Genomic DNA, 13,341 nt, shown 5'->3' with positions numbered 1-13,341 from the left:
CCTCATCCCCCAGCCCCTTCTCCCACGGGAGAAGGGGAGAAAAAGTCCCTCTCCCACGGGAGAGGGATTTAGGGAGAGGGAAACCCCTCACGAGAAGATTATGACTGAAATCCAAAATCCTATTTTCACGCTCTATGCTTTCCACTTTTGGTCAGATTTTGACCAAGGCTATCAAATGCCCGCCAAAAATGCCGAGGAACTCTGGCAAACCTTCGCCACAACGGTTGCGACTGCTTTTAACAGTGAAGAGCTGAAAACCTTCCGCGCCAACTTGCATCCAATTCAAGAAAATGAACCCTGGCAAGACCTGATCAAAGGACAACGAAAACTGAAGTTAAGCCAAATTCTCTTAACTCCAACCCTGCAAGCTAAAGGAGCATTTCGCGCCGAAAAGTTGCAAGATGTCTATCTAGGCGAACTGACACTTTTTTTAGATAAACGTGACCGAAAATTACCGCTTTTTTGTCACCAAATCAACGGTTTTAATCCCAATAATATTCTTTCCTATTCTACCCTAAATCCGTCTCTAGGTCAAAGCTTTTTCCTCTATGCAGAACCCAGTCAACCCATTGCCCTGAAAGACTATCGCGCCCTAGCGGATGATTGTGTAACCGGATTATTTCCCGATCGCCCCACAGAAATCATCCCCCATCATTTACGCCTCACCCAGGGACAATTGTTCGGTAGCCCCTTATTCCTGTACGAAGCGGAAAATACTTATATTTTAGTCTGGCTCAAATTCAAAGAAAATAGCCTATCTTCTTTTAGCAATAGCTTCAACCAATCCCTAAAAGAACTACTCTGCTTTCGCCATAAAATCCTGTTCACTACCCAACAATCGAAACAATACTACCAAAGAGCGCAAACCCTAGCCAGCGAACTCGAACAACAAATTCCCCAGTTTAGCCAAATTGAGCAAGAAACCGATGACGAAAAACGGTTAAAGGACTTGAAAACCTTGCTCAAAGAGATCCGCAAACGGGGATTTGAGTATAGCAAAACCCTGCGCCTTTTGCGGGAGTGCTACAACACCACAGACACTAATATCAAGAATTTTCAAAAGGCATTTACTGAGATTAACCAAGCGAAATTGACCGATGATCATTTCCCCTTCTGGGATTCTTTTCTCGACTTAGCGAAAAACACTTATCTGCAACAAATCGAAACTGACTTAAATTACTTACTCGCGGGTCAAAACCTGTTTCAAGAAATGATTGCCACGATTCGCGGTATGTTAGAAATCGAGCAAATTGAAGCCGATCGCGCATTAGAAGAGCAGCTCGTTAAACAAGTGAAATCTAGCCGCAAATTACACCAAGACATGGCGGATCAAGTCCGGGAAAGCAAGGGATTACAAGAGAAATTAGTCGCTCTAGAAGACGAGATTAAAAGCAATAACGAACAAGAAGCCGTTAGTAGCCGCAACTTAAATATTACCATCGGGGTCGTCGGTGGCGGCATGGCTGCTGCCAGTGTCATTGCCACCAGCTACGCTCTGATTACACCAGAACAACCCCTGCTCATGCCTTGGGAAGTTAATGCTACTGTGGTACATCCATTTGTACAATCAGTGGGTTGGAGTCTCTTATTCGGGGCACTGCCGTTATTGATTTGGCTGGTTATCTTGCTATGGCAACGCAAACCCAAGGGAAGAAACGAAAAGGAGTAGGCCCTAGAGCATTTTGCTAAAATAGTGACTACTATTAAAGATTGCTCCTAATCATGATTGCCTCTATCCTGAGTTTAAGTCTACTGCCCTTCGCTCAACGCAGAGTACGGCGAAGTCTCCTTCTGATCGTCCTCCTATTCACCACCTGGGGACTCGTCATCAGTTGCGGTTCATCTGTGAACCAGGTGAAAAACTTGCAACTTGGACAAGGAGAACAGATTATTGTTTTGGGTGATAGCATTGCTTCGGGGTATGGACTGAACCCAGAGCAAGCTTTTCCCAGTCTTTTAAGTCGTCGGTTGAATGTGCCGATTCTGAATCAGGGGGTTCCAGGGGATACAACGGCTATGGGGTTAGCACGGTTGCAAACGGATGTGCTGGATGAAAATCCCTGGTTGGTGATGGTGGAGTTGTCGGGGAATGACTATCTACAGAACATCGCAGAAACGGAGACTGAGGAGAATTTACGGCAAATCATTACGCAGATTCAAGCTCAGGGGGCGATCGCCGTTATATTGGGGATTAATGTGGGAGTTGTGGGGGACAAATACGATCGCATGTTTGAGCAGTTGGCAAAGGAAACCCAAGCCTATTTGATTCCCCAGATTCTCAAGGGTTTGCTCAGAGACGAGAAATACCGACAAGATGATATCATTCATCCGAGTGCGGCTGGCCATGAGGTAATCGGCGATCGCATCTTCAAAGGCTTACAACCCTTACTCAAAGCCGCTAAGATTCCCCCAAACCTTGAGAATTTGGCGATCGAATAGTCAGAAAAAATGTTAACCTTTGTAAAGTATCAGGGGTGTGGCAAAGAACCTGGTAAGATACCTGTCGAAACTCTCCGATCTTATGAAGGGAAATCGTTATGAGCTGGGAAACTGTGCGCCGACATCTTTCCGAATTAACGGAATTAATTAGTCAATTGGAGTATGAAAACCTCAACCCGGAACAAAAGAAAGCCAAAGCTTCCCTAATTGAGACCTATGAAACGATGAGAACCCGTGTGATTGCAGAGTATTGGCGCGAAATAGAGATGAAAGGCTCTTATATGTCAGAAGATGCTGGATTAATGGGAGTAGCCGAACAATTAAAAGATGCCTTAGAGGCCGATGGCAATTATTTAGGCAAAACTCAAGAAGCCTTTGATGCATTTATGGCCGATTTACAACAGTTACGCTAATCTAGCGCTACCCCCTAGGACATTCGGGAATAAGCATGTATATTTTAGGAGTGGGTCATGGGAAAAACCAGGGCGATCGCCATCGGCATTAATCAATATCAACATTTCCAACCGTTAAGCTATGCCCAACAGGATGCCCAGGCATTTTCAGATTTTTGGACATACCAAGCGGGGTTATCCCTAGATCAATGCTTACTCTTGAGTGAGGTATCACAACCCATTCAAGGGGAATCCACTTACCCCGATCGCCCCACGATAGAAGGGTGGATCGACAAAATCTGTCGGCGCGAGCATCCCCAATTCCAGCTCGATGGGGAAGATCATCTCTGGGTGTTCTTTAGTGGTTATGGTTCCAGTGTCGATGGCCAAGACTATCTAATGCCCATTGAGAGCGATCCCAATCAAGTCACCACCACGGGCATCTCTATGGCTTGGCTATTCAACTCTCTAGCCAACTTACCAACCCAAAATCTGTTGGTCGTGTTAGACATGAATCGGCCATCAAGTTTGCAAATTGGGGGACTCTTAGGGAACCAAACCGCAAATTTAGCACGAGAGCTAGAAATTACCACCCTTCTTTCCTGTCAACCGGGTCAATTTTCCCAAGAGACCTTAGAATTACGACAAGGGTTATTTACGGCTGCTTTGCTGGAAGGATTGCGATCGGGTCAATGTAGTACATTAGCGAGTTTAGATCACTATCTGCACCGTCGGCTAATGGAATTGAGCGATCAACACAATCGACCCAACCAACAAGCCTTGATGGTGGTGAATCCTCCCGGCCGAGTTCATCGGGTGATTTTACCGATTGAGGAACCCAAAACAGAGGAATCTCTTTCTCCCTCTTCCAGTACCACCGAACCGTTAAGCGTTCCCTCCGGTTCTGGGGGCGTTCCTCAGCCAAGCCCTGTTGCCCAGAAAACCTCAACAGATATTCGTAAGCCTATGGAACCTGACAAAAAACCCCAATCTCAAGACCCCAAATCCAATGAAGAAGATGCACAGTTTTGGCGATTACTGATTCTGGCTTGGGGGGGTATCGCTCTGATTTTAATTGGAGGAGTATTTTTACGCAATCGTAATGCATTGACCACGGTAGAAGGACAACCCAGCCCGGCAGTGACTGAGCCGGTTCAGGGTTCTCCAGCCCCTTCTCCAGCAGCAACTCCTTCAGAAGTGGTGGTGATTCCAGCCCCTGCTCCAGAAGCGGTGACTCCAGCAGCGACTCCAGCTCCTTCTCCAGCGCCTTCCCCGGAACCGGTTCCCCAAGCTCCGGCAACGGTGGAACCACCGGCGGCTCAACCTGAACCAGCGAGTCCCCCAACGCTCTCAGAAGTGACGAGTATTTTAGGCTCTCAGCAAGCGTCACCGTATGTAAAAGCGATTGAAGAAGCGCGGAAAATTTCAGCCGATAATCCAGCCTATGCCGAAGCTCAAGGAAAAATTGAGCTATGGGGTCAAGCGATTATGGATATTGCCATGGGTCGAGCCGCTCAGGGAGAATTTGAGAAGGCGATCGCTGCTGCTCAACTGGTTCCATCGGAAGTATCGGTGTATTCGCAAGCCCAGAGCATGATTCCTTCCTGGCAACAACAAGTAGCCCAATCGCAAGCCAATCAGACGGTGATTCAGCAAGCCAGTAGTAAGGTCAATACCAATCAAGCCTCGTCCTATAATCAGGCGATCGCCCAGGTGAAGACCATTGGAGCCGATCAACCGCGATATAGCCAAGCCCAGCAGTTAGCCAACCAATGGAGTCGTGAAATTCTCAGAATTGCCTATCGGCGGTTAGCCAGCGATGGCCCCGCAGCAGCGATCGCTGCGGCTGAGTTGGTTCCCCAAAATACGGCAGCTTATGCAGAGGCCCAACGGGCGATCGCCGTCTGGCGGACTCGCTTGTAGCCTCTAGCCCTACCTTCCCACAGATCGACCCCTGTGAAGGGATACAACCAGTCGGTTGTATCCCTTATTCATTAAAAGCTTTAAACTTCTTTACGCACAGTTACCCTTCTAATCTTTTATACTGGCCAAGCTACCCATCCAGACAACTCCCCTATTTTTCCGTTTATTTCAATCCCATGTCCGATGAGTATGTTGTGGTTAAAGCAAGTGAATATACGGCCCTTCAAGAGGAAATTGAACGGCTTAGAGAACAGGTATGGGAACTGGAAAAAACAACCCAGACACAGCCAGAGCCGGTTCAGATTGCCCAGGAAAAAGCCCTCTTAGCGGTTATTACTCGTATTCGTCAATCTCTGGATGTAGAAACCATTTTTCAATCGACTGCCAGAGAAGTACGGCAGCTTTTGAATGCCGATCGGGTGGGGATGTATCAGTTTGGCGAAAACTCGAATTACCAATGGGGGGAATTTGTCTCCGAGGATGTCTTACCCCCTTTTTCTTCTACCTTAGCTGCTCGCATTGAAGATCACTGTTTTGGCGATCGCTATGCCCAATATTACCAAGAAGGGCGAATGTGGGCCTGTGATGACATTTATCAAGAGGGTTTAAACATTTGCCATATTCAGATCTTGGAGCAATTCCAAGTGCGAGCCAATTTAGTCGTTCCCCTACTCAAAGGAGAAACCTTATGGGGGCTTCTATGCATTCATCACTGTCGCGCTCCTCGATGTTGGCAACCCCAAGAAATAGAGTTTGTTTCCCATATTGCCGTTCATTTAGGAGTCGCACTACAACAAGCGGAAGTCTTAAGGGGACAAAAGCAGCAGTCAGAGCGGTTAGCTCAAGCTGTTGCTCAAGCTGTAGAACGGGAACAGGCGATCGCGGCTGTGATCACCAAAATCCGTCAATCCCTAGATCTCAACACCATTTTTCGTACCACCACCCAAGAAGTTCGTCAGCTCCTCAAAGCCGATCGAGTCGTCATTTATCGCTTTAATGAAGACTGGAGTGGTGAATTCTTAGTAGACTCCGTTGATCCCAACTGGAAATCCTTAATTATCTGTCAACAAGAAAATCCAGAGTTAAACTGCAAGATTAGTGAATGTAGCCTCAAAAATCTAGAGCATTTGTCCTTCACTGATACTCATTTACAGGCAACCCAAGGGCAATTATTTAAGCAAGTGCAATTATTTCGGGTGTGTTCTGATATTTATACCCGTGATTTTTCAGACTGTTATATTCAGGCGTTAGAATCCTATCAAGCCAGAGCCTATGCCATTGTAGCCATTTATCAACATCAGCGTCTTTGGGGCTTATTAGCCGCCTTTCAAAACTCTGGGCCCAGAGATTGGCAAGAGATTGAAATTAATTTCTTAATTCAAATCAGCTCCCAGTTAGGTGTTGCTATTCAGCAAGCCCAGCTATTAGCCCAAACTCAAAAGCGCTCGACCGAATTACAAACCACCTTAGAAGCGCAACTGAAAAAACGGGCAGAAGAATTAGAAGAAGAAGCACAACGAGAGAGAGCGATCGCAGAAGTCATCGATAAAATTCGTCGCACCTTAGATTTAGAGACCATCTTTAAAACGGCTGCCACAGAAGTTCGGCAATTACTCAACGCCGATCGCGTCGGTATTTTTGCCTTTGATCCCCACTCCGATCAAAAAGTCGGGCAATTTATTTCCGAAGATGTTATTCCTCCCTTTGACTCAACCTTACAAAAACTCGTACAGGATCGGTGCTTTCACGATCATCATCAAATCCATTATCATCAAGGTAAAATTCAAGCCATTTCTGACATTCAAACCGCCAACTTATCTCCTTGTTATTTTAATATCTTAAACCAATTTCAAATCCGAGCCAACTTAGTTTTGCCCCTGGTAAAAGGGGAACAGTTATGGGGCTTGCTCTGTATTCATCAATGCTCAGAACCCAGGGCTTGGCAACCGAAGGAAATAGAATTCACTCGTAAAATTGCCATTCAACTGGGGGTCGCACTACAACAGGCAGAATTACTCTCCCAGGCTCAAAAGCGATCCAGCGAACTGCGAACCACTTTAGCGGATTTAAATGCCATTGTTGATAATTTGGCCGATGGATTATTGGTCACAGATACCCAAGGAAAAATCACCCGATTTAACCCGGCTTTGTTAGCCATGTTTAATTTAGAAAAATGGCAATTACAAGGGCAGAATATTTGGACGATATTTTCTCCAGAATTGCATGAATTAATTACGACAATTCACAATCGGAATCAGGAGATTGTAACCCTGAATGTGAAGTTAGGCAACAATCGGGAAGGTCAAGCCCTAGCTACCAGTATTATTAAAGAGGGAGAAGGCATGGAAGGGGATCAATGTATGGGTTCAGTCATTCTGATTCGAGATGTCACAGTAGAACGGGAAGTAGATCGGATGAAAACTGACTTTTTGAACACCGTTTCCCATGAATTACGCACACCGTTAACCTCCGTTTTAGGGTTTGCGGAAATGATTCAGGAAAAATTAGAAGACGTGATTTTTCCAGTGACGGTGCAAGAAGAGAGAAAAGTCAAGCGATCGGTGATTGCAGTGAGTAATAATATTGAGATTATTATCTCCGAAGCGGAACGCCTAACCTCCTTAATTAATGACGTTTTAGATATTGCTAAGATGGAATCTGGGCGAGTCGATTGGAATATTCAACCCGTCGATCCACAAGTCATTTTAGATCGAGCGATCGCGGCAACATCCTCTTTAATTGAACGGAATCATTTACAGTTCGTTAAAAATATTGACCCCAATCTACCCATGATTCAAGTCGATCGCGATCGCATTATTCAAGTCGTCATTAATTTAATCTCTAATTCCGTAAAATTTACTGAACAAGGAACGATTACTTGTAAAGCTAAGGTAGTGGACAATCATCTAATGATTTCCATTATTGATACGGGAATCGGAATTGCCCCTGAAGATCGGGATACAGTATTTGAGCGATTCAAGCAAGTGGGAGACATTTTAACCAACAAACCCAAAGGGACTGGCTTAGGATTACCCATTTGTAAACAAATTATTGAATATCATGGGGGCAAAATTTGGGTGGAAAGTACCCTCAATCAAGGAAGTGACTTTTCTTTCTTGCTTCCCTTAGATGCAACCGTTGTCAAAACAGATATGTTAGAGGAGTTCAATGAATAAACAAGTAAATAAAAAAGTTTTAATCGCTGATGATGAACCCAATATTCTGATCCTTATGGAACAAGCCTTAGAAAAGCTCGAAGATGAAGATGACGTAATATTACTCACGGCTAAAAATGGCCAAGAAGCATTAGAAATTATTGAACAAGAAAAACCTGATTTAGTCTTTTTGGACGTGATGATGCCGAAAATGAATGGATTAGAAGTTTGTGCCCAAGTTAAGCAAAACATAAGCTTGGATCATATCTATATTATTATGCTCACCGCCAAAGGTCAAGAGTTTGACAAAAAAACGGGGATTGCTGTGGGCGCTAACTTATATATGACTAAACCTTTTCGACCGAAAGAAGTGTTAGCAAAATCTAGAGAAATTCTTGGATTTTTATATGAGTAATGGTGAATGATTAACCTCAAGTTTAAAAAAATCATCCTCAAACCAAGGATGAAAGGATTAATTCAGCGACTCTTGGATGATGACCATCCGATTGCGGTTTTGGATGACCATCAAAGACCAATTATTGGAGATTTGAATTTAGGGGATGCTCAAGCCTATGAAATTTCTGTAGAGAACTCGATTGTAGGTTGGGTCGTAAGTCCTCTATTGGATCATCCCATCACACAAATGCTTATTTACTTGATTGAAACAGAAATTAACAAGAAAGTTTTAGCGGTTGATGCTTTAGACAAATACGAAGAACTCAATTTTTTATATGATATTTCTGCAAAACTGTCTACTTGCCTGAATGTGCAGGAAGTGATCAAGCTGATGGCAGATGAAGCCTTAAAACAAATTCCCGGTAATGCCCTAGTAGTGATGATTTACCAGGATGGGATGATGCAAACATTTTACCCAAAACAAAACGAAAATCAAGTTATATTAGGTCAAAAAATATCTGCTAATTTAGGAATTTATGGCCATGTTTTTAAGACGGGGCAAGCAGAAATTGTTAATCAAGTTAATTTAGATACTCGCTTTATTTCACAACCCTTTAAGATTGCTTCTTTAATGTGTTGCCCCTTAATGACTCAAACAGGAAAATTAGGCGTAATTCAAATTAGTAGCGATCGCACTTTAGAATATACAGCCCAAGATCTAAAATTATTTATTGCCCTAGCGTCCCAAGCCGCCGCCTCTATTCAAAATGCCTTATTTTATGAACAACTCCGAGAGTATTCCCATACCTTAGAACGGAAAGTTGCTGAAAGAACCGCCGAATTAGAGAAGGTCAACCAGGAATTAAATCAACTGGCGAATTTAGATGGTTTAACTCAAGTGGCGAACCGTCGCTGTTTACAAGAAACTTTTAATCGAGAATGGTATCGCCTGGCCCGAGAGCAAGGGCCTTTATCGATGATCATTTGTGATGTAGACTATTTTAAGCGCTATAATGATACCTATGGGCATCAGATGGGAGATGAATGCTTACAAAAAATTGCCCAAACTTTGAAAAGAACCTTAAAAAGACCAGCCGATTTAGTGGCTCGATATGGGGGAGAGGAATTTGTGGTGGTGCTACCCAATACTCAAGCATCTGGTGCTTGGATGGTGGCTCAAGAAATTCAAAGCAATGTGCGAAACTTAGGGATTGAGCATCAAGCGTCTTTGGTAAGTCCATTGATCACGATGAGTATGGGAATTTCTTCGACTATTCCGACCCATTCCACATCAGGAGAAGAGCTATTTCAAGTGGCGGATCAAGCCCTGTACGAAGCTAAAAAACAAGGGCGCGATCGGATGATATTTCGGGAATTTAAATCCCCTATCTCTCCATCACAACGGCCAGAACCTAGACGCAATGACGGTTTTTCTAGATTATAGTGGGGGAATGGCCAGCAACGGCGCATTTTAAGTGTTTCATTGCTACACTAAGATCTGATCAAAATCTCTCACCTTGAGAATCGAAACGCTATGGTTGATGACAACACCCAACCCTCTGTTCCCCATGTCGTGATTGTCGGAGGAGGCTTTGGGGGACTTTATGCAGCCCAAGCCCTAGGCAAAGCGCCGGTTAAACTGACATTAATTGATAAACGAAATTTTCACCTATTTCAACCTTTACTCTATCAAGTGGCGACGGGGAGTGTATCCCCAGCCGATATTTCTTCACCCTTGCGTCTGGTTCTCAATCAAAATAAAAATACTCAAGTTCTGTTAGATCGGGTAACGGATATCGATCCCGATCGCCAACAGCTCACCCTCGGCGATCGCACCCTCTCCTACGATACCCTGATTCTGGCCACAGGCGTGAAGCATCACTACTTTGGTAATGACCAATGGCAAAGTATTGCCCCTGGCTTGAAAACCATTGAAGATGCTCTGCTCATGCGTCGTCGCATTTATGGGGCTTTTGAAGCCGCAGAAAAAGAAACTGACCCCGAAAAACAAAAAGCCTGGCTCACCTTCGTGATTGTGGGCGGTGGCCCGACTGGCGTAGAATTGGCTGGGGCGATCGCCGAACTGGCCCATAGCGTTCTCAAAAATGACTTTCACCACATCGACACCACCAGCGCCCGAATTTTGCTTCTAGAAGGCATGGATCGCATTTTACCCCCTTACGCGCCAGAATTGTCCGCGAGAGCAGCATCAGACCTCACTCAGCTAGGGGTAACGGTACAAACCCAGACCCTAGTCACCCAGGTAACCGAAGGGGCCGTAACTGTGCGTCAGGGAGAAACGGAAAAATTAATTCCAGCCCGTACCATCCTCTGGGCCGCTGGAGTCAAGGCTTCTGGACTGGGTAAAGTGCTGCATGAGAAAACCGGAGTCGCCCTAGACCGAGCTGGCCGGGTGATGGTCGAAGAAAACTTAAGCGTTTCGGGCTATCCCAATATCTTTGTCATTGGCGACTTAGCCAACTTCTCCCATCAAGGCGATCGCCCCTTACCCGGTATTGCTCCAGTAGCTATGCAAGAGGGCAAATATGTGGCCCAATGGATCAAACGGGAACTGCGCGGCCAAAGCCATGCTCCATTCCGCTATACCGAAGTGGGCAGTCTGGCGGTGATTGGGGAAAATGCGGCGGTGGTAGACTTAGGATGGATTAAGCTCACGGGCTTTATCGCCTGGTTAACCTGGGTATTTGCCCATATTTACTATTTAATTGAGTTTGATAATAAATTAGTGGTGATGGTGCAATGGGGATGGAACTACCTCACCAGAGGCCGAGGAGCGCGGTTAATCACCGGTGAAGATTCCCTGTTAACCATTACTCCAGAAAATCTGGATACGACGGAAGAGATGCCCCTTCCAGCGATCAAAAATTAAAATAATGCAGGGGAATTATGGCACGACAACCTTCTAACCGTCCATCTGAAGAGAGTCCTTCTTGGGTGAAACAGCAAACGCTGAAGAGCTTGCGATCGCTCATTAGGGGGTTACAGGCGATCGCCGATCGCCTAGAAACCCCTCCCCTTTCCGATCCCCAAAAGCCTCTTTTTCCCGTCTGGGATCAACTTTTAGCATGGGTGCGTGGAAAGTTGTCCGATCCCTGGAATAGCACCATCAATGATTTTGACCTCAGTTTGCTCATCGGTGCAGTCATCACCCTAGTTCTGATCCTCTCCGTTTCCCTCATTCCCCGTCCGGCTCCAGAAGTGGCACAAGTCCCCGAACCTCCGCCAGAGGTAGAAGTCCCAGAGATTGCCCCAGAACCCGAACCCTCTCCAGAGGCGATCGCCCCAGAACCTGAACCTATACCCGAACCTATACCCGAAGAATCCGAACCCGAACCCCCAGAACTCTCAGAAATAGAAGAACCCGTTGAGGAAGAACAAGAGGAGGAAGAAGAAGAAATAAACGAACCCATTCCGGTGGAAATTGCGCCCCCACCCCCTCCCATTCTTACCCCCGAACAACGGTTAATTGTCACCATTCAAGAACAAGTCAACCAATTAACCGAAAAATATGAAGAGGGTTTAATTGATTCTCTGCAAGCTGATTTCTTGAATAGTCTCCTCGTGCTAAAAGTCGATCGGCGCTGGTATGATGTACCCTTAGAACAACAAAAGCGCCTCGCGAATGATATGTTGCGGCGTGCCCGCAAACTCGATTTTGCTCGTTTGGAAGTTGTCGATCTTGACGGTCATTTATTAGCCCGTAACTCCGTTGTGGGAACCAACATGGTGATTCTCAAAGCCCAAGACTTTGAAGCCACTTATAGCAGTGAATGAGTTAGTTCTATCAAATCCTTACAGCGCTTTGCGCGGTAATGAGGTACAGCAGGGAAAGATCCCCCCTAACCCCCCTTAAAAAAAGGGGGGAACCAGAAAGTCCTGCTTTTTAAGGGGGATTTTCCGCAAGCGGACATGAAAGGGGGATCAAAATGTACCTCATAGCAGCGAAAACTGCTGTATCGTGCTTTGGGCGCTCTATGTTGTCCTACTTTCGCATCTCTAGCCAGTAGGGTGCGTTAGCGACAGCGCAGGGCACCAACTGCTGAGGCAAAAGAAACCGGGTTTCTGCCCAACTTGCGGACACCAACGAAAAGAGACCCAATAAGTCCCTCTCCCGTGGGAGAGGGATTTAGGGAGAGGGCAAATTACGCTACACTCAAACCATAGCCCCCCCCTCAACGCCATGAACGAAGAACGCATCCCTGCCTACCTCAACCTGATCCAAGAACTGCTCACCTGTCCCAGTGGTGAAGAAGCGCAACGGCTCAACGACAACCGCGAGTTGCTGGATCGGGACTTTTTGCTCACCTGCGGACTGATGGCGCAACGGATGCAGGAAGAGGGGAGGGAAAATGAGGCCCGGTTTCTGCTCGACCTGGTGCAACAGTTGGCACAAGCACTAGACCTGGAGGGGGGAGAAGGAGGAGCAAACGTGACCGAGCAAGAGTATTTAAGTTTTCTGATGGAAGTGTTGCAAGCCACAGCAGACAGCAACGGAGATGCAGCAGTCGTTCATCCCCTCTTGCAACAGAACCTAGACAAATTAGACTTAAACTTGGCCCAGATCTTGAAAGCTTGGCATACAGAAAGACTAGAAACCGCAACTTCCTCAGAGCGGGAATTTATTGCAAATGTTCTCTATAACTTTAATCTGATCGTCTCTAGCTTTCGCTATGGCAGCAGAGCCAACACTATCGAAATTGCCATCGCTTGTCTAGAGATAAACTTACTCGTCTTTACTCGCCAAGATGCTCCAGAGGATTGGGCAAGAGTACAAAATAGTTTAGGAACTGACTACTGTAATCGCCTGCGGGGAGAGCGCGAGGAGAACCTGGAGCGGGCGATCTCCTGTTATGAAGCCGCTTTAGAAGTGTATACCCCCAGCGCCTATGCTGAATATTGGGCAACGACCCAAAATAACTTGGGAAATGCTTACAGAAATCGCCTGCGGGGAGAGCGAGCGGAGAACCTGGAGCGGGCGATCGCCTGTTATGAAGCGGCTTTAGAAGTGTATACCC

General features: G+C 45.9%; 10 protein-coding genes. All 10 read left to right on the top strand.

Going from position 1 to position 13,341, the window contains the following annotated elements; translation table 11 throughout:
- Window positions 1–100 precede the first annotated feature (100 nt).
- Window positions 101–1,669 (top strand): hypothetical protein, encoded by a 1,569-nt coding sequence (locus tag PMG25_RS17135; protein WP_283768118.1) that lies wholly within the window; start codon window positions 101–103, stop codon window positions 1,667–1,669.
- Window positions 1,670–1,722: 53 nt separating this feature from the next.
- Window positions 1,723–2,439, top strand: coding sequence for a GDSL-type esterase/lipase family protein (locus PMG25_RS17130; protein WP_283768117.1), 717 nt, complete (start codon window positions 1,723–1,725; stop codon window positions 2,437–2,439).
- A gap of 98 nt (window positions 2,440–2,537) precedes the next feature.
- Window positions 2,538–2,852 (top strand): hypothetical protein, encoded by a 315-nt coding sequence (locus PMG25_RS17125; RefSeq protein ID WP_283768116.1) that lies wholly within the window; start codon window positions 2,538–2,540, stop codon window positions 2,850–2,852.
- A gap of 57 nt (window positions 2,853–2,909) precedes the next feature.
- Window positions 2,910–4,754, top strand: coding sequence for a caspase family protein (locus tag PMG25_RS17120; protein ID WP_283768115.1), 1,845 nt, complete (start codon window positions 2,910–2,912; stop codon window positions 4,752–4,754).
- Between the two features lie 176 nt (window positions 4,755–4,930).
- Window positions 4,931–7,930 carry a GAF domain-containing protein gene (locus PMG25_RS17115; RefSeq protein WP_283768114.1) on the top strand — a complete coding sequence of 1,000 codons (3,000 nt, stop codon included), beginning with the start codon at window positions 4,931–4,933 and terminating at the stop codon, window positions 7,928–7,930.
- Window positions 7,923–8,324 carry a response regulator gene (locus tag PMG25_RS17110; protein WP_283768113.1) on the top strand — a complete coding sequence of 134 codons (402 nt, stop codon included), beginning with the start codon at window positions 7,923–7,925 and terminating at the stop codon, window positions 8,322–8,324. The genes PMG25_RS17115 and PMG25_RS17110 overlap by 8 nt, the downstream gene beginning before the upstream one ends.
- Window positions 8,325–8,372: 48 nt before the next feature.
- Window positions 8,373–9,749: a sensor domain-containing diguanylate cyclase gene (locus PMG25_RS17105; protein WP_283768112.1), complete on the top strand. Its 1,377-nt coding sequence runs from the start codon at window positions 8,373–8,375 to the stop codon at window positions 9,747–9,749.
- A gap of 90 nt (window positions 9,750–9,839) precedes the next feature.
- Window positions 9,840–11,195: an NAD(P)/FAD-dependent oxidoreductase gene (locus tag PMG25_RS17100; RefSeq protein ID WP_283768111.1), complete on the top strand. Its 1,356-nt coding sequence runs from the start codon at window positions 9,840–9,842 to the stop codon at window positions 11,193–11,195.
- Window positions 11,196–11,212: 17 nt separating this feature from the next.
- Window positions 11,213–12,100, top strand: a complete 888-nt coding sequence (locus tag PMG25_RS17095) for a hypothetical protein (RefSeq protein WP_283768110.1) — start codon at window positions 11,213–11,215, stop codon at window positions 12,098–12,100.
- A gap of 406 nt (window positions 12,101–12,506) precedes the next feature.
- On the top strand, window positions 12,507–13,341 hold an 835-nt coding region (locus PMG25_RS17090; protein WP_283768109.1), incomplete at its 3' end, for a tetratricopeptide repeat protein.

It is taken from the genome of Roseofilum capinflatum BLCC-M114 (assembly GCF_030068505.1).
Classification (GTDB): Bacteria; Cyanobacteriota; Cyanobacteriia; order Cyanobacteriales; family Desertifilaceae; genus Roseofilum; species Roseofilum capinflatum.
This window is presented reverse-complemented; position numbering and strand designations above follow the sequence as displayed.

Excerpts from the sequence above, each read along its gene's own strand:
- PMG25_RS17110 (WP_283768113.1), top strand. The coding sequence starts at position 7,923 with ATGAATAAACAAGTAAATAAAAAAGTTTTAATCGCTGATGATGAACCC.
- PMG25_RS17115 (WP_283768114.1), top strand. The coding sequence starts at position 4,931 with ATGTCCGATGAGTATGTTGTGGTTAAAGCAAGTGAATATACGGCCCTT.
- PMG25_RS17135 (WP_283768118.1), top strand. The coding sequence starts at position 101 with ATGACTGAAATCCAAAATCCTATTTTCACGCTCTATGCTTTCCACTTT.
- PMG25_RS17105 (WP_283768112.1), top strand. The coding sequence starts at position 8,373 with ATGAAAGGATTAATTCAGCGACTCTTGGATGATGACCATCCGATTGCG.
- PMG25_RS17100 (WP_283768111.1), top strand. The coding sequence starts at position 9,840 with ATGGTTGATGACAACACCCAACCCTCTGTTCCCCATGTCGTGATTGTC.
- PMG25_RS17125 (WP_283768116.1), top strand. The coding sequence starts at position 2,538 with ATGAGCTGGGAAACTGTGCGCCGACATCTTTCCGAATTAACGGAATTA.
- PMG25_RS17120 (WP_283768115.1), top strand. The coding sequence starts at position 2,910 with ATGGGAAAAACCAGGGCGATCGCCATCGGCATTAATCAATATCAACAT.
- PMG25_RS17130 (WP_283768117.1), top strand. The coding sequence starts at position 1,723 with ATGATTGCCTCTATCCTGAGTTTAAGTCTACTGCCCTTCGCTCAACGC.
- PMG25_RS17095 (WP_283768110.1), top strand. The coding sequence starts at position 11,213 with ATGGCACGACAACCTTCTAACCGTCCATCTGAAGAGAGTCCTTCTTGG.